This window comes from Catellicoccus marimammalium M35/04/3 (genome assembly GCF_000313915.1).
Classification (GTDB): domain Bacteria; phylum Bacillota; class Bacilli; order Lactobacillales; family Catellicoccaceae; genus Catellicoccus; species Catellicoccus marimammalium.
The window spans coordinates 98,163-123,440 of sequence record NZ_AMYT01000022.1 but is presented as its reverse complement, the minus strand read 5'-3'; the positions used below and the strand labels follow the sequence as shown (position 1 = coordinate 123,440).

General features: G+C 33.7%; 30 protein-coding genes and 1 other annotated feature. Of the genes, 9 read left to right on the top strand and 21 right to left on the bottom strand.

What is annotated here, in order from left to right; all coding sequences use genetic code 11:
- Positions 1–29: 29 nt before the first annotated feature.
- Complete coding sequence (locus tag C683_RS06165; protein ID WP_009492078.1) at positions 30–656, bottom strand: JAB domain-containing protein; 627 nt, start codon at positions 654–656, stop codon at positions 30–32.
- Between the two features lie 116 nt (positions 657–772).
- Here C683_RS06165 and C683_RS06160 point away from each other — a divergent pair, with 116 nt between their 5' ends.
- On the top strand, positions 773–1,513 hold the full coding sequence (locus tag C683_RS06160) for an alpha/beta fold hydrolase (RefSeq protein WP_009492076.1): 741 nt from the start codon (positions 773–775) through the stop codon (positions 1,511–1,513).
- A 251-nt stretch (positions 1,514–1,764) separates the two neighbouring features.
- Here the strand turns inward: C683_RS06160 and C683_RS06155 are convergent, their stop codons facing one another.
- Positions 1,765–3,066, bottom strand: a complete 1,302-nt coding sequence (locus tag C683_RS06155; protein ID WP_009492074.1) for a pyrimidine-nucleoside phosphorylase — start codon at positions 3,064–3,066, stop codon at positions 1,765–1,767.
- Positions 3,067–3,117: 51 nt separating this feature from the next.
- On the bottom strand, positions 3,118–3,762 hold the full coding sequence (deoC, locus tag C683_RS06150) for a deoxyribose-phosphate aldolase (protein ID WP_009492072.1): 645 nt from the start codon (positions 3,760–3,762) through the stop codon (positions 3,118–3,120).
- Positions 3,763–3,880: 118 nt separating this feature from the next.
- Here deoC and C683_RS06145 point away from each other — a divergent pair, with 118 nt between their 5' ends.
- Genes C683_RS06145 through C683_RS06135 form a run of 3 tightly spaced genes read left to right on the top strand, consistent with a single transcriptional unit; the run spans position 3,881 to position 5,853 of the window.
- A complete protein-coding gene (locus C683_RS06145) occupies positions 3,881–4,663 on the top strand; it encodes a Cof-type HAD-IIB family hydrolase (RefSeq protein WP_009492070.1) in 783 nt (260 codons plus the stop codon).
- 40 nt (positions 4,664–4,703) lie between these two features.
- A complete protein-coding gene (locus tag C683_RS06140; protein WP_009492068.1) occupies positions 4,704–5,048 on the top strand; it encodes a MerR family transcriptional regulator in 345 nt (114 codons plus the stop codon).
- A gap of 58 nt (positions 5,049–5,106) precedes the next feature.
- Complete coding sequence (locus tag C683_RS06135; protein WP_009492066.1) at positions 5,107–5,853, top strand: nitroreductase family protein; 747 nt, start codon at positions 5,107–5,109, stop codon at positions 5,851–5,853.
- Positions 5,854–5,909: 56 nt separating this feature from the next.
- Here C683_RS06135 and C683_RS06130 read toward each other — a convergent pair whose 3' ends face one another.
- Together C683_RS06130 and C683_RS06120 are read right to left on the bottom strand one after the other, a co-directional pair.
- Positions 5,910–6,233, bottom strand: coding sequence for a hypothetical protein (locus tag C683_RS06130; protein WP_009492064.1), 324 nt, complete (start codon positions 6,231–6,233; stop codon positions 5,910–5,912).
- Between the two features lie 378 nt (positions 6,234–6,611).
- Positions 6,612–6,941, bottom strand: coding sequence for a hypothetical protein (locus C683_RS06120; RefSeq protein ID WP_009492062.1), 330 nt, complete (start codon positions 6,939–6,941; stop codon positions 6,612–6,614).
- An 84-nt stretch (positions 6,942–7,025) separates the two neighbouring features.
- Here C683_RS06120 and C683_RS06115 point away from each other — a divergent pair, with 84 nt between their 5' ends.
- The gene (locus tag C683_RS06115; RefSeq protein ID WP_009492058.1) at positions 7,026–7,265 is read left to right on the top strand and encodes a hypothetical protein; all 240 of its coding nucleotides are present in this window, start codon (positions 7,026–7,028) and stop codon (positions 7,263–7,265) included.
- A gap of 72 nt (positions 7,266–7,337) precedes the next feature.
- Here C683_RS06115 and C683_RS06110 read toward each other — a convergent pair whose 3' ends face one another.
- Positions 7,338–7,667 carry a hypothetical protein gene (locus tag C683_RS06110; protein ID WP_009492060.1) on the bottom strand — a complete coding sequence of 110 codons (330 nt, stop codon included), beginning with the start codon at positions 7,665–7,667 and terminating at the stop codon, positions 7,338–7,340.
- An 84-nt stretch (positions 7,668–7,751) separates the two neighbouring features.
- Between C683_RS06110 and C683_RS06105 the strand changes: the two genes are divergently transcribed.
- Positions 7,752–7,991: a hypothetical protein gene (locus tag C683_RS06105; RefSeq protein ID WP_009492058.1), complete on the top strand. Its 240-nt coding sequence runs from the start codon at positions 7,752–7,754 to the stop codon at positions 7,989–7,991.
- Between the two features lie 72 nt (positions 7,992–8,063).
- On the opposite strand, the gene C683_RS06100 is transcribed toward C683_RS06105, so the two are convergent.
- From C683_RS06100 to C683_RS06065, 8 genes are all read right to left on the bottom strand, one after another.
- The gene (locus C683_RS06100) at positions 8,064–8,396 is read right to left on the bottom strand and encodes a hypothetical protein (RefSeq protein WP_009492056.1); all 333 of its coding nucleotides are present in this window, start codon (positions 8,394–8,396) and stop codon (positions 8,064–8,066) included.
- Positions 8,397–8,582: 186 nt separating this feature from the next.
- Positions 8,583–8,873 (bottom strand): bacteriocin immunity family protein, encoded by a 291-nt coding sequence (locus C683_RS06095; RefSeq protein ID WP_009492054.1) that lies wholly within the window; start codon positions 8,871–8,873, stop codon positions 8,583–8,585.
- 693 nt (positions 8,874–9,566) lie between these two features.
- Positions 9,567–10,790 carry a restriction endonuclease subunit S gene (locus C683_RS06090; protein WP_009492052.1) on the bottom strand — a complete coding sequence of 408 codons (1,224 nt, stop codon included), beginning with the start codon at positions 10,788–10,790 and terminating at the stop codon, positions 9,567–9,569.
- Positions 10,791–10,883: 93 nt separating this feature from the next.
- Positions 10,884–11,615: a sulfite exporter TauE/SafE family protein gene (locus C683_RS06085; RefSeq protein WP_009492050.1), complete on the bottom strand. Its 732-nt coding sequence runs from the start codon at positions 11,613–11,615 to the stop codon at positions 10,884–10,886.
- Positions 11,616–11,667: 52 nt separating this feature from the next.
- Complete coding sequence (gene pheT / locus C683_RS06080) at positions 11,668–14,067, bottom strand: phenylalanine--tRNA ligase subunit beta (protein ID WP_009492048.1); 2,400 nt, start codon at positions 14,065–14,067, stop codon at positions 11,668–11,670.
- A gap of 1 nt (position 14,068) precedes the next feature.
- Positions 14,069–15,112: a phenylalanine--tRNA ligase subunit alpha gene (pheS, locus tag C683_RS06075; protein ID WP_009492046.1), complete on the bottom strand. Its 1,044-nt coding sequence runs from the start codon at positions 15,110–15,112 to the stop codon at positions 14,069–14,071.
- 42 nt (positions 15,113–15,154) lie between these two features.
- Positions 15,155–15,350, bottom strand: a binding site (T-box leader).
- A complete protein-coding gene (locus C683_RS06070; protein ID WP_009492044.1) occupies positions 15,325–15,915 on the bottom strand; it encodes an HDIG domain-containing metalloprotein in 591 nt (196 codons plus the stop codon). (Overlaps the previous feature by 26 nt.)
- A gap of 15 nt (positions 15,916–15,930) precedes the next feature.
- Positions 15,931–16,680 carry a TrmH family RNA methyltransferase gene (locus C683_RS06065; RefSeq protein ID WP_009492042.1) on the bottom strand — a complete coding sequence of 250 codons (750 nt, stop codon included), beginning with the start codon at positions 16,678–16,680 and terminating at the stop codon, positions 15,931–15,933.
- A gap of 91 nt (positions 16,681–16,771) precedes the next feature.
- Between C683_RS06065 and C683_RS06060 the strand changes: the two genes are divergently transcribed.
- Positions 16,772–17,044, top strand: a complete 273-nt coding sequence (locus tag C683_RS06060; protein ID WP_009492040.1) for an acylphosphatase — start codon at positions 16,772–16,774, stop codon at positions 17,042–17,044.
- Between the two features lie 92 nt (positions 17,045–17,136).
- On the top strand, positions 17,137–18,189 hold the full coding sequence (gene yidC / locus C683_RS06055; RefSeq protein WP_009492038.1) for a membrane protein insertase YidC: 1,053 nt from the start codon (positions 17,137–17,139) through the stop codon (positions 18,187–18,189).
- Positions 18,190–18,233: 44 nt separating this feature from the next.
- On the opposite strand, the gene C683_RS06050 is transcribed toward yidC, so the two are convergent.
- From C683_RS06050 to C683_RS06020, 7 genes are all read right to left on the bottom strand, one after another.
- The gene (locus C683_RS06050; protein ID WP_009492036.1) at positions 18,234–19,706 is read right to left on the bottom strand and encodes a HAMP domain-containing sensor histidine kinase; all 1,473 of its coding nucleotides are present in this window, start codon (positions 19,704–19,706) and stop codon (positions 18,234–18,236) included.
- Complete coding sequence (locus C683_RS06045) at positions 19,699–20,391, bottom strand: response regulator transcription factor (protein ID WP_009492034.1); 693 nt, start codon at positions 20,389–20,391, stop codon at positions 19,699–19,701. Before C683_RS06045 ends, C683_RS06050 begins: the two co-directional genes overlap by 8 nt.
- A gap of 94 nt (positions 20,392–20,485) precedes the next feature.
- A complete protein-coding gene (rpmF, locus tag C683_RS06040; protein WP_009492032.1) occupies positions 20,486–20,665 on the bottom strand; it encodes a 50S ribosomal protein L32 in 180 nt (59 codons plus the stop codon).
- A gap of 55 nt (positions 20,666–20,720) precedes the next feature.
- The gene (locus C683_RS06035) at positions 20,721–21,281 is read right to left on the bottom strand and encodes a YceD family protein (protein WP_009492030.1); all 561 of its coding nucleotides are present in this window, start codon (positions 21,279–21,281) and stop codon (positions 20,721–20,723) included.
- Positions 21,282–21,340: 59 nt separating this feature from the next.
- Positions 21,341–22,255, bottom strand: a complete 915-nt coding sequence (gene dnaI, locus C683_RS06030; protein ID WP_244425059.1) for a primosomal protein DnaI — start codon at positions 22,253–22,255, stop codon at positions 21,341–21,343.
- A 14-nt stretch (positions 22,256–22,269) separates the two neighbouring features.
- Positions 22,270–23,553, bottom strand: a complete 1,284-nt coding sequence (locus C683_RS06025; protein WP_009492026.1) for a replication initiation and membrane attachment family protein — start codon at positions 23,551–23,553, stop codon at positions 22,270–22,272.
- 121 nt (positions 23,554–23,674) lie between these two features.
- Complete coding sequence (locus tag C683_RS06020) at positions 23,675–24,352, bottom strand: hypothetical protein (protein WP_009492024.1); 678 nt, start codon at positions 24,350–24,352, stop codon at positions 23,675–23,677.
- A 111-nt stretch (positions 24,353–24,463) separates the two neighbouring features.
- Here C683_RS06020 and C683_RS06015 point away from each other — a divergent pair, with 111 nt between their 5' ends.
- Positions 24,464–25,273 (top strand): DUF1189 family protein, encoded by an 810-nt coding sequence (locus C683_RS06015; RefSeq protein WP_009492022.1) that lies wholly within the window; start codon positions 24,464–24,466, stop codon positions 25,271–25,273.
- The last annotated feature ends 5 nt before the right edge of the window (positions 25,274–25,278 follow it).

Genomic DNA, 25,278 nt, shown 5'->3' with positions numbered 1-25,278 from the left:
AAAAAAGAAGCCTTTTGAGGCTTCTTTTTTTATTCCATTTCTCCTTCTTTGCGAAGACTTAAAACATCGGTCGAAGAAACAATAAAATGATCAAGTAATTCAATCCCTAATAGTTCTCCGCAAGTTTGAATCTTTTTTGTAATATATAAATCACTTTCACTGGGTGTAAGCATTCCACTTGGATGATTATGAGCAATCATAATTTTTTTGGCCTGATGTTGGATGGCATAATAAAAAATTTCTCTTGGTTGAGCAATTGACTCATCAAATCCTCCTACAAAAATATGACGCTGCGCAATAATTTGGTTTTTAATATTGAAGCATAGTAAAAATAAATGTTCTTGTTTACTATATCCAAGCTCACTAATCAATAGCTCTCGTAATTGATCTGGATGGGTAATACTTTCTTTAGATTGACTCTTTTCTTTTCTTAAACGCAATCCAATCTCTAAGGCGCACTGTAGACGAGCAATTTCTTTTTCTGTGAGTCCATTTAATTGAAGCCAATCTTCTTTTGTCCAACGATAAATTTGACTCCAAGAAATTGGAATTGGTAACATTGAACGAAGAATTTTTTCATCGGATAATAAATAAAGCAATTCAAAATCGCTTAAACTTTTTACTCCAAACTGCTGTAATTTTTCTCTTACATTCATTTTGATCCCTCCCTATCTTATCTATACGAGGAAAAAGAAAAAATATTTCTCTTTCCTTCCTATTTTTTAGCCCCAAAGTGCTATAATGAAAGTAGTTTGATAGAGAAGGTGACGTTATGAAAAAAATCCATCATTTAACCGTAAAAGATGGTTCTTGTTTATATTATGAAACCATGGGCAAGGGACAACCTCTCATTTTATTACATGGGAATGGAGGCTCGAGCCATTTTTTTGCTTCCCAAGTGAAAACGCTTAAAAAGTATTATCATTTAATTGTCGTTGATTGTCGGGGACGAGGTCATTCTTCAGATTGCTCTCATCATATTACGTATGATTTAATGGTTGAAGACTTAGAAGCGATTATTCGCCATGAAAATTTGGGGAAAGTAAATCTATTAGGTTTTTCTGATGGTGCGAATTTAGCATTGTGTTATGCTCAAAAATATCCACACCGCATCCATAGTTTAATTTTAAATGCGGCGAACCGTCGTTTTTCTGATTTAACAAAAGAAGCACAAGAACGTTTCCGTACTTTTAGCTTTGTTACTAAAAAACTAGGTCAGTTTATTCCAGAAATGCGTCGTCGTCATCATTATTTCCAATTAGCATTTGCGGAAATTCCATTACAAGAAAAAGTATTACAAAATCTTAATGTTCCAGTATTGATTATGGTTGGAGAAAATGACATTGTGGATATCGAATTTTCTCGCAAACTTTGTTCTTTATTTCCCAATGCTCTATTACTAGTGGAACCTTTGGTAGGACATATGTTTGCTCGCCAAAAACCCACTCAGTATACAAACTATATTATTAACTTTTTAGAAAATAAGGCATTTCAACATCGGAACGTGAAATAGGTACAACTTTGTACAAAAAATACAATTTTTAAAAATTTTCTTAGGAAAAAACGTCAAAAAGTAACTTTTTTCACTATTTCTTTTCTAATCATATAGACAACATTTTTTAATTATGTTTTAATGAAATTGGTGATAGGTTACTGAATTGTTACTAACACTATATTAATTTTTCCTTTATACACATACTTGGTCTACCTCTTTAACTCAGAGGTAAAAAAACCCGTTTCCTTTCGAAACGGGTTTTCTTTTTCTTAATCGACAATTACTTCATGAATTAAAATTGGATCTTCAATTCTGCTACCAATGGTAATGCATTCTTTGACTTCATCCACTAATTCTGAAACCTCTTGGTCATGCGCATATAACGTTAATAGTGGTTCTCCTTTTGTCACTGGGTCTCCCACTTTTTTATGAAGATAAATGCCAACACTTGGATCAATTTCTTCTTCTTTTGTTGCACGTCCTGCTCCTAATTTCATCGCAATTTGTCCTAAATGGTCTGCGATTTCTTTTGTGACATATCCACTATCCCAAGCAGGAACATCAATAGTGTAAGGAGCTTGTGGTAAGCGACTCATATCTTCAACAACAGAATCATCTCCTCCTTGAAGACGAATCCATTCTTTGAATTTCTCAATGGCTTTTCCATTATGTAAAGACGCTTCTAAAATTTCTCTTGCTTCTTCTAATGAATCTGCTTTTTGTGCTAATACGAGCATTTGAGATCCCAAGGTTAAAACTAAATCAGTTAAGTCTTTTGGGCCTTTTCCTTGTAACGTTAAAATTGCTTCTTCTACTTCTAACGCATTTCCGATAGCTTTTCCTAAAGGCTGACTCATATCTGAAATAATGGCCATTGTTTTACGACCTACCGCATTTCCGATATTTACCATGGCATGTGCTAATGCTTCTGCATCTTCTTTTGTCTTCATAAAGGCACCGGCTCCTGTTTTTACATCTAAAACAATCGCATCTGCCCCTGCCGCAATTTTTTTACTCATAATACTGCTAGCAATTAAAGGAATCGATTCTACCGTTCCTGTAACATCGCGCAACGCATATAATTTTTTATCTGCTGGCGTTAAATCTCCACTTTGACCCATAACCGCAATATTATGTGTATTCACTTGGTCGATGAATTGTTCTTCTGTTAATTCAATATGGAAACCAGGAATCGATTCTAACTTATCTAACGTTCCTCCCGTATGACCTAGACCACGTCCACTCATTTTTGCGACCTTGGCCCCTGCAGATGCCACTAAAGGAGCTAAGATTAATGTAGTAGTATCTCCTACTCCACCTGTAGAGTGTTTATCTACTTTAATTCCTTCAATCGCTGATAAATCAATGACATCTCCAGAATGAACCATAGCCATTGTTAAATCCCCTTGTTCGCGGGTGTTCATTCCTTTCATATAAATCGCCATTGTTAATGCACTCATTTGATAATCAGGAATTTCTCCTTTGGTATATCCTTCAATAATATACTGGATTTCCTCTGTAGATAATGCTTTTCCATCACGTTTTTTAATGATTAAATCTACCATGCGCATAGAAAGGTCCTCTTTTCTTGTTTATTACTTTTATCTATCTATCTTTTGTTTTTATTCTTCACCAATAATTTTAACGCTTGCACTAGCTCCTAAACGAGTTGCGCCTGCTTCAATTAACGCTACCGCATCTTCATAACTATGAATTCCACCAGAAGCTTTTACACCAATTTCTGGGCCTACGGTTTCACGCATTAAACGAATATCTTCTACTTTTGCTCCAGCTGTTGAAAAACCAGTAGAAGTTTTAACAAAGTCTGCCCCTGCTTCAACCGCTAATTCACAAGCTTTTACTTTTTCTTCATCGGTTAATAATGCAGTTTCAATAATGACTTTTACTAAAGCTGGTTTACTTGCTTTAACAACTTCTTCAATATCGTTTTTCACGATTCCGTATTCTTTTGATTTTAACGCTCCGATATTGATAACCATATCCACTTCATCTGCTCCGTTAGCTACGGCATCACGAGCTTCAAACGCTTTCGTTGCAGTTGTATTTGCTCCTAATGGGAAGCCAATTACAGTACAAACTTCAACGGGAGAATCTTTTAATTCTTCTGCTGCTAAATGAACCCAAAATGGATTGATACAAACAGAGGCAAATTCATATTTTTTTGCTTCCGCAATTAATTGCTCTACTTGTTCTTTTGTTGCATCGGCTTTCAAAATAGTGTGATCAATATACTGATTTAGTTTCATAATATCCCTCTTTTCACTGTTGTTACCCTCATTGTACCATACTCTTTTCAAAAAAAGGCACGTTACTACGCTTTCTTTGGCTTTATGTTATAATAAAACAAAAACGGGAGGAAAATACATGCATCAAGATTATAAAGCAGTCGCTTTTTTTGATTTAGATGGTACGTTATTAAACGACCAATCTACTTTAGATCAAGAAGTGATTGAAACGATTCAAGAATTAAAAGAAAATCAAGTTCTACCTATTATTTGTACTGGACGTACAAACTGCGAAATTACAGAAATCCAAAAAGAAGCAAAAATCGATAGTGCGATTACTTTAAATGGACAACGCATTGAAATTGAAGGAGAAGTGATTTATCAACATCATTTTCCAAAAGAAGAAGTACAACGTTTTGTTGCTTTTGCCAAAGAGCATCAAGATGAGGTAGGATTTTATACCGCTGATGAAATTTATCTTTCTGGTGTCAATCAAGCCGTAGAAGATTGTTTTGAAATTTTACATTCACCAATGCCAGAAGTGAATGCCAACTTCCCAGAAGAAAAAGAAATTTCTATGATGTTAATCTTCCGTGATGAAGATCCTGTGGATGATGAGTATCGAAATACTTTCCCAGAATTTGAATTTTATCGTAATGGATTAAAAGCGATGGATATTGTTGCTCGTGGACAATCTAAAGGAACTGCCATTCAAATCGTCAAAAAAGCATTAGACTTACGCGATATTCCAACTTTTGGTTTTGGTGATGGAACGAATGACTTTTCAATGTTTGCCCAAGTAGATTATCCTGTTGCGATGGGAAATGCTGTAGAAGCATTAAAAGAACAAGCAATTTACATTACAAAGAAAAATACAGAAGGTGGCATTCGTCACGCACTAAAACATTTTCATTTAATTTAAGAGTAGGTTTCCTACTCTTTTTTGTTGAGAAAGGATACCGATGGAAAAAGAATATTCAATTACTGAAATTAGTCAAAAAACACATCTCCCTACTTCTACCCTTCGTTATTATGAACAAGAAGGACTTCTTCCCCCCATTAAAAGAAATCAATATCAACGTCGTCAATACACTACGACAGATTTAGAGCGCATTCGTCTCATTCAATGTTTTAAACAACTAGGAATGTCTACGAAAAAAATCAAAGCGTATATTCAAGAACACGAAGGAAAATTATGCGATGTGGAAGGGATTTTACAAGAACATTTACAATTTTTATACCAACAAAAAGAAGAAATGGAACGACACATTCACTTTATTGAAAAAGAATTAGAAAAAAGAAAGTAATCCTCTTTACTTCAAGTGTACTTGAAGTACTATACTTGAAAAAAAGGAGGAATCATCGATGAACGAAACGATTCAATTACTACAAAACCGTCGCTCAACGCGTGTATTTAATGAACAACCTATCGAAAAAGAAGTGTTAGATGAAATTTTAAAAGCAGCACAACAAGCTCCTAATTCTATTAATGCCCAACAAACCTCATTGATTGTGATTCAAGATAAAGAAACTTTACAAAAAATTGAAGAAGTTTGTGGAGGATTTGCTAAAGTCGCTCATGCGCAAGCTTTTATTGTTATCGCAATGGATTTCCATAAAACAGAAGTTGCGATTCAAGCACAAGGAGAAGAACAAGAAATTCATAATCATTTAGAAGGATTATTGGTAGGTGCTGTGGATGCAGGAATTATGTCAGAAGCAATTTCTGTTGCGGCAGAAAGCTTTGGTATTGGAAGTACAATTATTGGTGCCATCCGCAATCAACCACAATTTATGATTGATCTATGTCAATTACCTATGCACACTTATCCTTTAATTGGAGTTATGTTAGGATATCCAGAAGGAGAATTAGGCAATCCAAAAATTCGTTTACCAAAAGAAACATTTATTCATCAAGAAACTTACCAAAGTGAAGGAATGCTAGAAGCAATCCAAACTTATGATGCTCAGCTAGATGAATATAATGAAGCTCGTAACTTATCTCATCTACCAAATTATTCACAACAAGTTACCGCTTTATATTCACAAAAAAATAAACGTCAAAACGCAGTACGTTCGACGTTAGAAGGACAAGGATTCTCTTTCCACTAATATATGCCTTGAATTTTCTCAAACGACAAAAAAGTCAAAGAAAGTTCAAGGCTTTTTTATTTTTGATTTTCTTCTTCTTCTTTTGGCTCTTTTGTCACAAATTTAGAATATAGATAATAGAAGAGTTCTCCAAATAAAATAAGTAAAATATTGAAAATATATGCATGGGTACCTATATAGTCAATCCAATGAATATTTGTAAATAAATTAGATGGAAGAATAATCGCATTAAAAATGAACAATAATTTCAAAACAAAGGCTTGGGCGCGAAGATGCTTTCCTTTGTTAATAAATTGAATTCCCATTAGTTCAATTTCATCATCATCGAGATCTTTTAATTTTTCAACCTTTTTCTTTACATTCAATTTCTCTTTTAGCATTTTATACTCTCGCTTTCTTTTTCATTCATCTATCATTATACGCTGTTTTTTTTTTATCTTTTTTCTACTCTCGGTCTTTATCTTTTTACAACTTTCAAAATAAAGAAGTACAATAAAATAAAAAGCTTAGAAGCAAACTTAAAGGATGGATTGTATGGACAAAAAAATTTTTGAATTGAGTGGGAAATACGGGTTTTATTTACCAATTATACTGATTCTTATCTTAGGCGTGGTGAATCTTTTTCTTCATCACCCACTTGTTACATTTATTAGAAACGGACTAGGATGGGTTTTACTTTGGAATGTAGGATCTTATTGTATTTTTTGGGTCATTGAAAAATTCAAGCAAAAAAAGGACTGAGTACAGTCCTTTTTCTTTTACATCATTCCTCCTTGATCAATTCGTATGAAATACGCTCCTATGTTTTTAAATTTTTCCATCAACTCTTCAATGGGCTCTGGAAAATGATAATATTCATCATGGACATAATCAAAATGACGACTAGAAAAATCTACTAATTCTCCCCAAATTTGATAGGCAACATATTCAGGATTTTTCCCTTTTTCTAAATTTCGTATCCCTTTAATAAAAATCTTTTCCACTTCTAGATCCAATGGTTGAACCTTTTGATGTACTCTTTTTATTTCTGAAATGATTATTTGTTTATCTTCTTCTCTCTTCTTTCTTTTTTTCTTGAAGAAATCCATCTTTTATCTCCTTTCATTTTCTTTCTTACTTTTTTTCTTTTCCTTTATAATAAAGATAAAGTAAAAGGTAAAAGAGGGGTAAAAATGTTTATTTTAGGGATGATTATTACTGCGATTATTATCATCGCTGTAGTGGTTTATGAATTTTTTAGTCAATCGATTGTTGATGTGGGACTTGATTTTTGTATCGCTGTGTTTTCTTTTTTCAAAAATTGGTTCAAATATGACCTACCTGCTGCGAAAAAAGCATTTCATCAACAGTTTTCTAAACAATTAGATCTTTCTTTTCCTTTACGAATGAAAAAAAGAAATAAGAAAAAATAAATGGATTTTGATATGCGTCAAAAACATTTATCATTCTTATTTTAGGCGTAGACTTAGAGATATTGTCTATTTTTACATCATTCCTCCACGTTCAATTCGTATAAAATACGCTCCTATTTCTGCAAACTTCTCCATCAACTCTTCAATAAGCTCTGGAAAATGATAATATTCATCATGAACATAATCAAAATGACGACTAGAAAAATCTACTAATTCTCCCCAAATTTGATAGACAACATATTCAGGATTTTTTCCTTTTTCTAAATTTCGTATCCCTTTAATAAAAATCTTTTCTACTTCTGGATCCAATGGTTGAACCTTTTGATGTACTCTTTTTATTTCTGAAATGATTATTTGTTTATCTTCTTTTCTCTTCTTTCTCTTTTTCTTGAAGAAATCCATCTTTTATCTCCTTTCATTTTCTTTCTTACTTTTTTTCTTTTCCTTTATAATAAAGATAAAGTAAAAGGTAAAAGAGGGGTAAAAATGTTTATTTTAGGGATGATTATTACTGCGATTATTATCATCGCTGTAGTGGTTTATGAATTTTTTAGTCAATCGATTGTTGATGTGGGACTTGATTTTTGTATCGCTGTGTTTTCTTTTTTCAAAAATTGGTTCAAATATGACCTACCTGCTGCGAAAAAAGCATTTCATCAACAGTTTTCTAAACAATTAGATCTTTCTTTTCCTTTACGAATGAAAAAAAGAAATAAGAAAAAATAAATGGATTTTGATATGCGTCAAAAACATTTATCATTCTTATTTTAGGCGTAGACTTAGAGATATTGTCTATTTTTACATCATTCCTCCACGTTCAATTCGTATAAAATACGCTCCTATTTCTGCAAACTTCTCCATCAACTCTTCAATAGGCTCTGGAAAATGATAATATTCATTATTTGTGTCATCATAACGAGTGGATGCTACATGAAGTAGCTCTCGTTCTATTTGATAAGCAATGTATTCAGGATTTTTCCCTTTTTCTAAATTTCTTATTCCTTTAATAAAAATTTTTTCTACTTCTGGATCCAATGGTTGAACTTTTTGATGTACTTTTTTTATTTCTGAAATGATTGTTTGTTTATCTTCTTCTTTTTTCCTCTTCTTATTTTTGAAATATCTAATCATTATTTATTACTCCTTATGTTATAGCCCTACATATCCCTCTATTTTAGTCTACTATATTCCTATTTTTTTTACTGACCAGCAACCTTTTATTATTTTTTCTTATCTTTATCAAAATGAACAAAATAAAGAAGGTCCCACTATTTTAGTTGGAACCTCCTTCTCTTTTATAACTATCAATTATCGATTTTATCCCCAAAAAGGACCTAGTGCTATATCTTCCATCATCAAATATTGTTTTCTAATTTCTTGTACTAATGTATTTAATTTCCCAACATTTTTAGGAATATTTTTCAAATGAGCCAATACATAATGGTTACAAGGAAGCGCAATTTTAGCACAAATAATTTTATAATTTTCTCCCTTTTGAATCTTTTGATATGCTTCTAATAACATTTTTGCAAAATCATTATCTGTATCTTTTACTTCTTCATATGCAGCATGCAATAATGTTACTACTTCATCTTTTTTATTACTCATTTTTAATCCCATCCTCTGTACCCTTACATGTATTTTAAACTGCTTTTTTAAAAATTTTTTTCTATCTATGAAAATAAAAGCACCAAGAAAAATCTCCAGTGCTTTTTTAGTTTATATAAAATCATTATTATCAACTAACATTTTCAATATCCATATGATATACTTTTAAAAGTAAACTAAATAAACAACAATTCCTAGTTCTCAAATAACAGGAAAAGGAGTGATGCGTATGAGTTTATACGTATATAAATCTTTTTTCGAGTCTTGAGAAAGGAAAAGTGTTCTGATGGATTGGCTTTGCGAGCTAATTCTAATAACTGCCGAACATCCATTCGCTAGTGGATTCGTGATTATTTCACTTATCGTACTAGCAATGATTATCAAAAGTGGTAATTAATGTCTTTTAGGACATAAAAAAAGAGCACTTAATGTTGTTGCGAAGACGTTAGTGCTCGAGAAGTCTTGAGAACTAGTGTTTGTTACTAGTTTACTATGCCAGGTGTTGGTAGCACCTGGTTTTTTTATTGCTTTTACACTTATATGTTACCATACACATTTCAAAAAGCAAGGACGAGCTATCTCTGTTCTTTGGAACAAAGTATTACAGATAGCTAAGCTACAACCAATAAATATTTGATAATTTTATCCCCAAAAAGAACTTAATTCTATAGCTCTCGTCCTTTATCTTTACTTTTAGACAAACATTTGTTGCAATAAGCCTTTTTTCTCTTGTTTTAATAAATGTAATTTTTCTTGTTCCTTTTCAATTCGTTGATCTAACAGACTTAAAAAGTTCGCAATTTTTTCTTGTTCTGGTAAAGAAGGAAGTTGGATTTTAATTTTTGATAATCCTTTTTGATTAATACCTTTCGCTGTTGTTCCTGTACTTCTTTTTTGAATTTGATTTTCAAAAGTAAAATCATTCATACATTGAAAAATAAATTTAGGATTACAGTTTTCATTTGTTCTTAAAGCAATAACACGCTGACTTAAAATATATTTTTTATTATCTGGAATTAAAGCTGTATTTCCTAAAGGAGCTTCTGTTGTAAATAAAATATCATCTTGTTTTAAATCTCCCTTCTTCATCCATGCACTATAAAGGTCTTCAGACCCCATATGTACATCTGCATTCCAATCAATATATCCTTTCTTTACATTTAATGCAGATAATGCTTTAATATTTCCATTTCCCCAATCTAATCCTAATTTCTTAGGAGTTTTCCCTCGATAATCTATGATTAATGAAAAAGAATCTAGGAATTTCTTCTCTTCCCAGTCTGGATAGTTATTTCCTTCTTCATCTTTAAAGCGTAGCTCTTGATTGAATATCTGTTGCATATATCCCTTTTTCTCTTCTTCCAATAAAGCTACTTTTCGTTCTTGTTTCTCAATTCGTTGATCTAGCAAAGAGAAAAATTTTCCTATTTTTTCTTGTTCTGGTAGAGATGGACAAAACGTACTTATATTAAGAATTTCTGATTTTGTAATTCCTTTGATGGATGTTCCTTGTAGATAAAAAGATTGCTTATACATCAATTTAGATATTTCATAAAACCAATATTGAGGATTTCCATATACATTTACAAAGGATAAAAAATCTTGACTCGTACTATATTCATGATTTAATAACGCAACTTTTCCAACTCCAACTCTTGTAACTACAGCAATTGATGAACTAGGAATCAATTTAGCTGCACTATTTTTTAATGCCTTATCAGATATATGCTTCTCAACATTTACTTTTCCACTGTTTTTATCAATATCAGAACTTTGAATCCAAGCAATATCTCCATTCCAATATTCTGGTACTTTTGTATTAGGTGTTCCACCACCAATAAAATTTTCTGCAATCTCCCCTAATTTCTTCTCTTCCCAGTCGTCGGTAAATTCTTTAAAACGTAACTTTGGTTTCATTCTTGTTCTCCTATGTATTCTTCTTACTTATCATAACGAAAATATAAATCATTTAAAAGAAAAAAACGCCACTCGCAAAGAGTGACGTCTAAATTAAAAGAATAATTGGATTAAATTATAAGTACCTGCGACCATCATCATTAAATAGGCTAAGCGGCGGACCATAGACATAGAAATTTTATGTAAAATCTTCATTCCTACAAGAGTTCCCACTAAGCAAGAAACAATCGTGAAACAAGCAGGTAAAACAAGGGAACTAGTAAAGTTTCCATGTAAAATATTATTCACGAGCGTACTGCTACAAGTTAAAAAGAAATACACTTGTAATGTAGATTGATAAGTTAATGAATCATCCACAATCGCATCAAAATAAGCAACCATTGGTGGTCCACCAATCGTAAACATTCCACTCATAAATCCACTAAGCGAACCTGCAACAAGTCCAATCCAAGGATTATCCCCTTTTAATTTTACTTTTGGTGCAAGGAAAATCATGTATAACGCAAGCACCCAAAGGAAAATTCCTAAAATTAAGTGTAACGTGCGGTCACTTAGGCCTAACATGAAATTCACACTAATACTGCTACAAATGATTGAACCAATCGCTGGTAAAATTAATAATTTCCACGAAATATGTTTCCAAAGTCGTACCATCACGACAACTTGTAAAAACATACAAGTAAGTAAAATCAATGGTACAGCCTGTTTATAAGGCATAACCATAGGTAAAATCGCTGTACAAACAATACCAAAACCAAAGCCACTCGTACTTTGGACAATGGCCGCAATAAATACAACGATGACCATCAAAAGAATACTGCCCATATTCTTCCTCCTTTCTCAATAAAAAAGGAAGACCAAAGTCCTCCTTTTATCATTAACGAATGACTGCTTGATACGTTTCTTCCAGTGCCGCAATAATTTTATTCATTGCTTGTTCAATTTCTTCATCCGTTAATGTGGCATCTTGTTTATTAAAGGCACATTGATACGCCATAGATTTTTTATCTTCCGCAATATTTTCACCCATGTACACATCAAATAATGTGACTGAACGTAACCATTTTCCGCCTTTTTCTTGGATTAACGCTTCGATTTCTCCGTTAGTAACTGTACGATCTACTAAAATCGCAATATCACGAGTAACGGTTGGGAATTTAGATACTTCTGCAAATTGAATACCTGCTTTTGCGATATCATTTAAAGCATCGACATCTAATTCTGCGACATAAACACGAGATAAGTCACGGCGTTTTGCATCTGTTGGGTGAATTTCTCCTACATAACCGATGATGATATCACCAATTACGATATCGGCACAACGTCCTGGATGCATTCCTTCACGTTGACTCGCTACATATTGTACAGTTTCTACTGGATTTAAGTAAGCAAGAATTCCTTCTACCAATCCTTTTGCATAGAAGAAGTCCACTTCTTTTCCTTTTTCTTGCCATGTATCTGGAGTTTGCTTTCCTGTTAAGGCAAATGCTAAATGTGTACGTTCGATTGGTAAACGATCTGCTCCTTGTTCAAAGACTGTTCCTACTTCGTAGAATGCTAAGTCTTTATTTTGACGAGCCATGTTAAATTGTAAGTCATTTAATAAGCCTGTAACTAAGCTTTGACGTAAAAAGGCATGTTCTTGACTCATTGGGAAGTCTAAAGCGACATTTTTTCCTTCAGCTAAAGCATAACGATTCGCTTCGTCTTCTGTCAATAGTGCATAACTTATCACTTCCTGACAACCTTGTCCCTCTAATTGATGACGGAATTGACGAATCATTTTTTGTTTTGGTGTTAATTGTCCGCTTTCAACAGCCCCACTTGGTAAGGTGCTTGGTAAGCGATCATAACCATAAATACGAGCTACTTCTTCAATTAAGTCTGCTTCGATATGGATATCAAAACGACGAGCAGGAACATGAACATGAATTTCCTCTGCCATTACTTCTGTTGGGAATTGTAATGCACCAAAAATTTCAACCACTTCTTCTGTACTTAAGCTTGTGCCTAATACATGATTAATACGATCTGTAGTAATTGTAATTTCTTCTGGTTTTACTTCTGTTTCCACAACATCTAAACGGCCTTCACAAACTTCTCCACCAGCTAATTTTTGAATAAAGAAGGCTAACGCATCAATCGCTTGTTTTGGCATTGCGGCATTTACCCCTTTTTCAAAGCGTTGGCTAGATTCTGTACGTAAGTGATGACGTTGGCTTGTTTTGCGAATCATACTTGGTGCAAAGATTCCTGCTTCTAAGATTACATCTGTAGTTGTATCTTGTACGGCACTACTTTCGCCACCCATAACACCAGCTAAACTTAAAATTTGATGTTCATCGCGAATGACTAAGTCTTCCGCTGTTAATGTATATTCTTCTTCATTTAATGCTTGGAAAGATTCTCCTTCTTTAGCAAAGCAAACTTCCATGTTTCCAACTTTACTTGCATCATAAGCATGCATTGGTTCACCAAAGGTTAACATCATGTAGTTTACAGCATCAACTACGTTGTTCATTGGACGAATTCCCATATGCATTAAACGATTTTGTAACCAACGAGGACTTGAAGCTACAGTGACTCCTTTTACTTTACGTAAATAAAAATCAGAAACTGCTTCTGTTTCTTTCACAGTAGCCTTTACTTCTAACGCTGTTTTTGGTCCTGTTTCTTGTCCAGTAAAGCTTGGTACAGTAACTTCTTTATTGTAAATTGCGCCTACTTCATACGCTACACCATACATGCTTAAAGCATCCGCACGGTTTGGTGTAATCGCTAATTCTAAAATTGCATCTTCCATTCCTAAATATGGGAAGACAGAATCTCCGTTTACAGCATCTTCTGGTAAGATGTAAATTCCATCGGCATATTCTTTTGGTGTTACTGCTTGTGGAATATTGATTTCTTCTAACGCACAAAGCATTCCATTAGATACTTCTCCACGCATTTTACCTTTTTTGATTTTAATATTATCGACAATGCGAGCTCCTGGTAAAGCAACAATTACTTTTTGTCCTGCAGCCACATTAGGTGCTCCACAAACAATTTGTGTAACTTCTTCTCCTGTATCTACTTGGCAGATATGTAGGTGGTCACTATTTGGATGGTCGATACATTCTTTTACTTCACCAACCACAATTTTTTTCAAGCCAGCACTTAATTCTTTGACTTCTTCAATCTCGATTCCTGTACGAGACATTTTTTCTCCTAATTCTTCTGGAGTAATGCCATCTAGAGAAACCCACTCTTTTAACCATTGGTAAGAAACGTACATTCTATTCTTCCTCCTTGTTAAATTGTTCTAAGAAACGGATATCATTCGTATAGAAGTTACGAATATCATTTACCCCATAACGCAACATTGCGATACGGTCTGGTCCAATACCAAAGGCAAATCCACTATAAACGCTAGAATCAATTCCAGACATTTCTAAAACATTTGGATGTACCATACCTGCACCTAAAATTTCAATCCATCCGGTATGCTTACATACAGAGCATCCTTTACCACCGCACTTAAAGCAGCTAATATCTACTTCTACAGAAGGTTCTGTAAATGGGAAGTAAGAAGGACGTAAACGAATACTGCGGTCTTCCCCAAACATTTTTTTCAAGACTAATTCTAAGGTCCCTTTTAAATCCGCCATTGTAATATTTTTATCAATCACTAATCCTTCAATTTGGTGAAATTGATGACTATGAGTCGCATCATCGGTATCACGACGATATACTTTCCCTGGGCTAATCATACGTAAAGCCCCTTTACTAAAGTCATGTTTTTCCATTGTACGAGCTTGGATTGGAGAAGTATGCGTACGTAATAAAGTATCTTTTGTAATATAGAATGAATCTTGCATATCACGAGCTGGGTGATCTTGTGGTAAGTTCATACGTTCAAAGTTATAGTAATCTTCTTCCACTTCACGTCCATCGACCACTTGATAACCCATTCCTAAAAATAGATCTTCAATTTCAGTAATAACTTTTGTTAAGACATGAGAACCGCCAATAAATCCATTTGCACTTGGTAAAGTAACATCAATCGTTTCTGCTTTTAATTGTTCTTCTAAGGCTAATTGTTCTAAATCTTCTTTTTTCGCTTCTAATGCATCATTTAATACATCGCGAATTTCGTTTGCAAAAGCTCCAATGATTGGACGTTCTTTTGGATCAACATCACGCATTCCACGTAATACTTCTGTAATTGGCCCTTTTTTCCCTAACGTATTTACGCGAATTTCATCTAATTCTTTTAAATTTTTCGCTGCTAAAATCGCTTGTAGCGTTTCGTCACGTAGCGCTTCTAATTTTTCTTTCATGACAAATCTCCTTTCTTTGGCAAAAAAAAAGTCCTCATTCCGTAAAGGAACGAAGACACCCGTGGTACCATCCTTATTTATGATCACTCATACACTCAAAGAAGATAACGGCTCCCACCGGTTTTATCAACAATTCAGGAAGTGAACTTCATTTTCCCTCGTCTCTTCTACTTTCAGCCAAGGTAGAAGTCTCTGGATTCGGAGTTGGAAAACTACTCTTTTCCCTCAACATTTTTCGCTAATGGTTTCATTTTTTCTTTTTTGATTTTATCAAATTTCTCTTTACATTTCAATGTTGTCTCATGATTTTGCACAAAGGATTTTGTCTTATCTTTTGTCTTTTGCCAAAATGGAGAGCTCACATCTTTAATCGAACAATACTTATCCATTAACGTAACAATATAGCTTTCTTTGTAATGAGGAACCGTCATTGTAGCTCCAAACATATGGCTATGAATAATATCTTTTTCAAGATCACTTAAATCTGTAATTTGAGCGGCATTTATCGCTGCAATTTGTGGATGCACTTTATAATGATTTTCCCCATTCAATACTTCTTTTGCGGTTTCATTATCATAGTAATACATATCATGAAGCAAACCTGCTCTTGCGACAGCTCGAGCATTAGCATGCATCTTTTTTGCAAGTAAATAACTATAATACGATACCGCAATCGAGTGATCTAAACGATTTGTATAATGATGATGTTTATAATTTTTTAATTCTTGTACTTGTGGTTTTTCTAGTAAATCATCGACATAAGTTCGATATTCTGCATCATAACACCAATCTCTTTTTCCCATTTTTATCCTTCTTTCTTATTGCCAAGCAAATAATAAAATGGCAGTTGCGATGGCGACATTCAAACTTTCCGCTTGCCCTCTCATTGGAATAAAAACATTTTGATTGGTTTGATCCAATAATTCTTTCGCAACGCCTTTTCCTTCATTCCCCATTAAGATGGCATAATCTCCTTGTGGATGTACTTCTCGATAATCTTGAGCATTTTTATCTAATTTTGTGCCATAAACTTTTCCACCTTGAGCTTTAAATTGTGGGATAATTTCGGTTAATGATTTTTCGTAAACCGGAATGTGATATTGGCTTCCTTGCATCGAACGCAATACTTTATCATTATAAAGGTCCGCACATCCTTCGCCTAAAATCACACCTTGATATCCTGCCGCATCTGCAGTACGAATAATGGTTCCCACATTTCCTGGATCTTGAACTCGATCTAAAAAGACCCAAGCTCCCTCTAACGTTAATTCTGGATATTCCCATTGTTTAGCAATCGCTAATACTCCTTGTGGTTTTTCTGCACTACTCATTGCTTTTAAAACAGATTCTGTCACACAATAGACAGGAATTCCTTCTACTTCTTGTAACCGTTCTTGTTGACTTTCTAAAACAAAAATTTGTTCAATTTTGGCTCCTGCTTTTAACGCTTCTTCTAGCAAATGCCATCCTTCTAAAATAAAACAGCCCGATTCTTTACGTCCTTTTCTTTTATATAAAGTCTTTACGGTTTTCACCCATTGATTTTTCGTTGAAGTAATAATCTCCATCTTTTTCCTCCTTTAGTATAGTCTTTATTGATATTCATTCTCAAATAAACTGCACTCTTTCTTTGCTATAATAACACTAGGAGGGATTTTTATGAAGACAATAAAGATGAATGTTCAAGGTTGTGTCCAAGGAGTTGCTTTTCGTTACACAACAAAAATGAAAGCAGATGAACGAAATGTCCATGGTTATGCTAAAAATTTAAATGATGGTTCTGTAGAAGTCATTCTTCAAGGCAATGAGGAAGAGGTAGATGACCTAGCGACCATCGTTCAACGTTGTCCCAGTCCCGCTGGATTTGTTACTTCTTATACGAAAGAAGTCGTTTCCAATGAGCCACAATACACTCATTTTTCCGTACTATAAATTTAATTTTCCCCTTTCTTTCTTGGGATGAATATTGATTATTCTTCCTGTTTCCTTTATAGTTAATCTGTATATTTAGAAAGGGGAAACATATGAAACAACGCAAAAAATTATATCTTTTTGGTGGCTTATTGTTTTTAGCGGTCCTTTTAACAGGATGTGTACAGACGGATGCTTCTGGACATCCTACAGGAGACGGTTGGGTATATAACTTATTAGTTCGCCCAATGAGTGCAGCCATTCATTTCTTTGCGAATAACCTACACCTAGGATATGGATTAGCAATTATCGTTATTACCTTAATTGTTCGTCTATGTATCTTGCCATTAGGATTAAGTCAATCCAAAAAAATGATGCTACAACAAGAAAAAATGCAAGCCATCCAGCCAGAGATGCAACGAATTCAAGAAAAAATGCGTTTAGCTCAAACCGAAGAAGAAAAACAAAAATTGACCATTGCCTATGGAGCGTTGATGAAAGAAAATAACATCAGTTTATTTGGTGGAATGGGATGTTTACCATTAATCATCCAAATGCCATTCTTTACTGCGTTATACTTCTCTGCTCGTTACACACCAGGGATTGATCAATCGGTCTTTTTAGGTTTCTCATTAGGAAAAGCAAGTATGCTATTTGCTTTAATCGCGATGGGTGCTTATTTCTTACAAAGTTACTTAAGTTCTCTATCTGTACCAAAAGAGCAACGTAAACAGATGATGATGCCAATGATGGTAAGTCCAATTATGATTGGTATGATGTCCTTTAACGCTCCTGCTGGAGTAACTTTATATTGGATTATTGGTGGTATTTTCAGTTGTATTCAAACATTAATCATCAATTTCTACCACAAACCACGTATCAAAAAACAAGTGGCAGAACAATTGAAGAAAAACCCACCAAAAACAACGATTGATGTGGATGAAATCATCCCACAAGACATGATTGACCGTCACCGTGAACGTCAAGAGCGTCAACAAGTGCAAGCTCAAGGACAGACAGAAGATCATCGTCGTAATGCCGGAAAACAAAGACATCGTCATGATACTCATGACGTTGTAAATCAAAATAACGAACCAACTTCTGACGAATCAACCTCTAACGAAGATCATCGTCGTAATGCTGGAAAACAAAATCATCCACATTAAGAAGTTCAAACAAAAAAGCAGAGAGAACAAAATTCTCTCTGCTTTTATTTTTCCTTTTTAATTGGTAATTCGATATGGAAAACCGTACCTTCATCCAAAATGCTATCCACAGATAATTTTCCGTGATAAACCTCGACTAATTTTTGCGCAATAGCTAATCCTAATCCATTTCCACCCTTTTGACGACTTCTTGCTTTGTCTACTCGATAGAAACGATCAAAGATTTTTTGTAAATCTTCTTTAGAAATTCCTTCTCCAAAGTCTTGAACGGCAATTTCTAAATGACGAGTATTCGCAGATAAAGTCACATGAACGACTTTTTTATCCGTTGAATATTTCACGGCATTATCAATTAAAATGACTAACAATTGTTCTAAATGACGATGACAAATACAAACTTCTACAGGCTCGAGTAATTCATCATTTAAAACAAATGAAAAGTCTGGATATAAAATTTGGAAATTATTTAAAACTTGTTGCACTAAACTGCGAGCCACACAAGTTTCATTTTGATATTGTAATTCTTCTTGGTCAATTCTTGTTAAATCAAGCATTTCTTGGACTAATGCTTTCATTCGGTCAATCTCTTGTAAGGACGCCTCTAATGATTCAGATAAAATTTCTGGATCATCTTTTCCCCAACGGTTTAACATTTGAAGATGCCCTTCAATAATCGCTACCGGCGTTCGCAATTCATGAGATACATCTTCAACAAACTGCTCTTGTTGATGGATATAGCGCTGAACTTGATCCATCATATGATTACTTGATTTGGTTAATTCCCATAATTCATTTTTATCTTTAGGTAACGGCGTTCTTTCATCGGTCATTGGGTCTTCTTGCATTATTTTCATCGTATTCACGAGTTTTTGTAGTGGATCTAAGAAGTAATGCGAGATTAAAATTGCTCCTAGGAAAGAAATAATTAAACCAATAACCACAAAAATTTCAATGTTATGAACAATATCTTTGCGAATATGGTTCAAATCATCCAATTCATAAAATAGCTGGACGTAACCGACTACTTTATTTGTTTTTTTCGAACGAACTTCCTTTCCTACAACAAACCCTGGCATTCCATTTACGCGGCGTAAGTGAATATTTTGAACCAATGGTTTTGACTGGTAGTCTTTTTTTGGTCTTGTTTCCACTACCAATTTTTTATCTGCAGAATAAACATAAGCATAGAGCTCATCTTGTCCTAATTCAGCGATTAAATTTCCAACATTTACGGTATAGTTTCCTTTTCCACCAGAAATTTTAACCGCTTTAGACAATAGAGTATTCGATGTTTTTTTATCAAGAGACTGGTCCGATTGTGATAATTGACGTACCATATCCTCAATTGTCAACTCAATATTTTTTCTTCCTTCAATGGACATCATTTGTGTCGCATTGTAATAAATAAAGGTAGAAAAAATTAAAAACATCCCTAAAATAAATGTTAATGTTAATGTGACCCATTTGACCCGTAAAGATTTAATACGAAATTTTTTAAAGGAATGTTCCTTATTCATTCGTACGCATTACATAGCCGGTACCACGAATCGTTTGAATATAGCTTTCTGCGCCATAGACATCGATTTTATTACGTAAATAACGAATATAAACATCTACTACATTGGTTTCAGAGACACTTTCGTAGCCCCAAACATTTTTTAGTAATACTTCACGTGATAGAACCACATTTACATTTTCCATCAACATTACTAATAGTTCATATTCTCGTTTAGTGAGTTCAATAATCTCATTATTGCGACGAACAATGCGATTTTCCTTTTCTACCACTAAATCACGATAAGTTAAGGTTGTCTTTTTGTGTACATTTTTATCTACTTCAATATCAATTCGACGTAATAAAGCACGTAAACGGGCTAATAATTCTTCAATCGCAAAAGGTTTTACGATATAATCATCGGCTCCATGATCTAAACCAGAAACACGATCAATCACAGAATCACGTGCAGTCATCATAATAATTGGAGTATCTTTCACTTGGCGAATGCGACGGCAAACTTCCAATCCATTTAATTCTGGTAACATTAAATCTAATAAGATTGCGTCCCAATCTTCATTCAACGCTGCTTCTAATCCTGTACGTCCATTGTAATGAACTTCTGTCTCATATCCTTCATGTTTTAACTCCAATACAACAAAACGAGCTAAATTCTTTTCATCTTCAATAATTAAAATTCGATGCATTGTAGTTTCCCCCTATGTTTATTTAAAAAAAAACCTCAAGACTCCATGGTTGCCTTGAGGTTTTGATACTCCACTATAATTCAGTATCTTATTATTACGCTTCGTTGCCACGAACGTCTTGACCTTTATAAGTTCCACAAGCTGGGCATGCATGGTGACTACGTTTCATTTCACCACAGTTAGGGCAAGCGCTTAAACCTGGCATTTGTAATTTATAATGTGTACGACGTTTTGCTTTTTTAGCTTTAGAAGTTCTTCTAGCTGGTACTGCCATTAGTCCATATACCTCCTTATTTATTCATGACAAAAGTCATGTATTCCAAACCATCTTACTCTTCTTCCTCTGTTTCTGCAAACAAAGTTGATAATTTAGCAAGACGGGGATCAACAGTTTCTTCTTGTGTTCGTTTCTTCTGTTCTTCGTAATCACTTTCTAAAATGACTTCCCAACCTTGTCCCATTGGTAAATCTTCTCCTGCTTCTTCTTCTGGAGATAATACTTGAATGGGTAGGTTCAATAAGAGATTATCCTCTACTGCTTCTGTAATGTCAATTAAATCTTTTTCTAAGACAAAAACAATTTCATCTTGTAAAGATTCTGGACGATTACGATCTTGTTCGGGTGTCATATAGATTTCTTGAAAATCGAAATCTAAAGGAACCGTCACGGGAGTCAAAGAACGACTTGAAGGTAAAGTCACTTCACAAGTAACATTAGCGTTCAAAAGAAAGTCACTATCTTCAATGACTAAATCTCCTTGAACATGTATCGGTGATACATCGATAAGTTCATCATCACGAGCTAATAAACTCGCTTTGACATCCATTGTTTCATCAATGTGTACCACAGCCTCATTTTTTTTTCGTAATTCTTGAATCGACCATTTCATACAATCACCTCTACCTATAACAAAAATTATTATAAGCATTGTTTTTTTATTTGTCAACGTTATTTTCTTGACACCTGACGATTATTTTTATCTTCCACTAAGAATGGATCGGCTAAAAATAGGATACGTTCCATTAAGCGTTTGGCTTTTAAATGATTCGTACTCGTTCTTGTGTCGGCAAAATGCTCTTCTAGTTTTTGAGGACTTAAATTTGAAGTAAAACAAGTCGTCTTTTCCTCTTGCATGCGATATTGTAATACAGGCATTAATATATCATCGCGTACCCAATCACTCATTGATTCCATCCCAATATCATCCATTACTAATACCGATACCGTCTTCATTTTTTGCAAAATATGCTGACTATAACTGCGATATTCAGGAGTCCCCATTTTTTCTTTTAATTCACTAATAAACATTGAAAGATTAATCAATAAAGAAGAAATATGTTTTTTGGCTAGTTCATTACAAAGAGCTGCCATCATAAAGGTTTTACCCACACCAAATTCACCATAAAGGTATAAACCAGGTACATAATTTCCTTGTCTTTCATCTAAGGCTTCAATCATATGTAAAATTTTAGGGAAAAGTTTGCTTTTATTGCCTTTAAAATTCACTTGTTCTAAAGAGACGGTTTGTAAAGAACGTGGTAGATAAAGACAATTCATATAAGATTGCTCTTTTTCTTGTTTTTGACGTCTCTTTTCTTGTTCTGATAATTGATACTCGACTAAAGCATGACCTTCCTGCCAAACTAATACAGGTACATAACCTGGAAAATGAGTCAATTTCCCTTTTGCTTCTATTTCTTTTTTTTCTTCATAATATTGTTGCAACACTAAGAAATTATCATTGATTTGTGATGCAGTTAATTGTTCTTTTTGTAAAAATTCTTGAATGCATGGGGCAGTCAAAATTTTTTCTTTTTGCTCGGCCATCTTTTCTTGTAAAAAAGGTGGCAAAGGTTGTATCATTTCTGTCACTTTTCTCATTTCTTATTCCTCAACGCTTCTAATTGTGCCAATAAATCTGCTTTTTCTTCCTCAGAAGCTTCTTGAACTGGTTTTTTCTCTTTTCCTTCCCACTCTGGACGAATCACTTTCTTTTCTTCTTTATTTTTCGTATAAGAAGCTTTTTTAGCTACTGTCTTTTTATGTTTTGGATCTAGGTTTGGTAATGCTTGCCAAATTTCTAAAACATCTGTGTATTGATGCTTTCCTAGTTGATTGATGATGCGTTCAAATCGATTCCGAGGCAATTCTGGTTCTTTTTCTACAATCAATAAATAATACAAAACAATGTTAATCAAGAAAGGATGGATTTCTTGTTGTAATAAATCTGTAATCGCAAATTTCTCTGTAGTGATAATACTACCGTGTGTTTGCTTTTTGATGGAAGATAGAAATTCCAAAGGTTTCAATTGTTTTGCAATTTCAAACATCTTTTGTAATCGTTGATCTTTCATTTTGGGAATAGAAATACTGTCTTTTACTTCTTGCGGTTCTTTTTTGCCTTCTTGTTGTAATTGAAGAACTAATTTTTGTAATTTTTCTCCATCTAAAACTCCATCCATTGGATCACAAGAAGCTTTAATTAATTCTACCCAATAAAAGTCAGAAAACTGAAACGAGCGATGTAAAAACAAAATTCGTTTTCGCTCGCGTTGTACTGAAGATAAATCAACTTCCATTTCTGGAAGCAATTCTAGCCATTGTTGGAACCATTGATCATCTTCTTTTGTCGTTTTAAATAATGGCTCTACACAAGGAGTAGATTCTTGATATAGATAAGGTTGTGCTTCTTGGAACTGCTGTTCAGAAAATTCATATACCTCATCAAATCGTTTCGTAATTTCTTGATATCCCGTGAATTCCTTTTTGGGTAGGAAATAATTTTTCAATCGTTGGAAGCTATACTCGCCAATTTTATGAAAAAGTAAAAAGCTTAAAATATCATCCGCAAAAAACTGCTTCGCTGATAAGGGCGAGAATAATTCATAACGATAATTTTGACCTTCTTCCTCTTGATACGTTTTTAATAGACCCATGGCTTCTAAATGAGATCGAGCGGTCAAAAATTCCTCTTGGCTACAAGATAAGAAAGAAAACATCGCCTCATGTAAGAAATTATTTTCTTCAGGTAACACAAGTAAAAAACGATAGACGCTAAGATCAAAAGGCTCTAACATCGGTTGATAAAGTAAGGTTAATACTTCTTCTTTAAAATCTTGAAAGCGATAATTTTTAAATACTTGGTAACAACTTTCGTTCATCATTTCCTCCTTTCTTTTCTGCTCTTTGAATGTAGTTTTATCTTACCATATTTACCTCTACTTTTTTTCTCTAGAAAGAAAAAAAAGATGAGGAACTACTCCTCACCTTTTTTGGTTTCAATTATTTATCTTCTTTTTCTTTCGCTTTTTCTTCTTTTGCTTCTTCTTTCGCTTCTTTTTTCTCAGCTCTTTCTTTTTCGTATTGAGAATATTTTGCATGCCATTCTTCTTTACGAGCTTCACGTTTTTGTTCACGTGCTTCTTTTTTCTTTAAGCGAAGTTGTTCTTTTGCTTCTTTAGCAATTTTTTTATTTAATTCTTTTGTTTCTTCGATTTCTTCTTTAATATCTTCCATAGAATAACGAGTAATCATCGCATCTAAGCCATCAATAGTATGATTAATGACATCGTAGTTATCTTCATCAACTACAGCGATAATAGATAAATGATTATCATGTAATTTTTTACTCATATCGGTTAATAAAGAATTATCTTTATTATCTTCGTGGTCATCTACCATTGCACCAACTAAAATCCCAACAGAAGTCCATAATGCCCAACCTAAACCACCAGTGAATAAGCCAAACAATAGACCAATGAAACCACCAAATAAAGTATTAGATGTAGAGTCTTCCGCAATACCAAAAGATTCTTTGATTTCTAAGTTTCCGTTGTCTTCTTTCACCAATGCAGCTTCTTCTACACTACTTTGTTCTACTTGAACATTTTGTAATTTAGAAAATCCTTCATAAGCATCGGCTTCATTTTTAAAATCGATTAATAATACATTTTTCATCATCAATCACTCCTTTTCTTTCTATCCTTATTTTATAACAAGAGGATTATTTTTTAAAATAAAAGCTATCGATGATATAATAAATTTTGTTAATAAGAAATATGGGAGGTTATTATGAACTTTTTTACCATCATTAAAAATGCTCTGTTTCATCCCACACGTCTTGCCCAACAAAAATCAATAAAAACTTCGCAATGGATTTTATATTTATTTTTATTGGCGTTTCTTTCACTATTACCTTTACTTAATTATGGTGTCTCTTTAACTCATGAGATGAAAGAAACGATGCAAAACTATGTGGAAAATCTGCCAAAAGAAATGAAGATTAAAGATAATGAATTAGACGCTCCTTCAGACAGTGGATTCATTTATCAAAATGGAAACTTCACCCTTTCTTTTGACCCAGATAATAAACAGTCCGAAAAACAATTACAAAAAGAATTAAACAACGATGAAGTTGGTATTAGTTTACAAAAAAAGAACATTATTTTTGCTTTTCCTAATAACTCTATTGCTAGTTCGATGCTACCAGAAAATCCAACAAAGGTTTCTTATAAGCAACTCGACTGGAATGGAATTACAAAAAATAAACTAGAAAACTTAGTAGACAGCGTTGAGCCAACTATCCCATTGATTTTATTTGGGATTGTAATCGGGATTTTCCCAATGCTTATTCAATTATTGGTGAACTTAGTGATTACTGCGGCAATCGCGTTTTTCTATTGTAAGATGGTCCGCATTCAAGTTCGTTTTTTACCTGTCTTTAAATTAGTGACTTTATGTAGTACATGGCCAACGATTTTAACGATTGTGAGTCAAATCTTCTTCCCACAATTTTTATTTGCCAACTACATTTCAGTCTTGACGATTATTATTTTCATTTTTGTTGTCAATATGGCACAACGGCCAAATCGATCCAATTAAAAAGA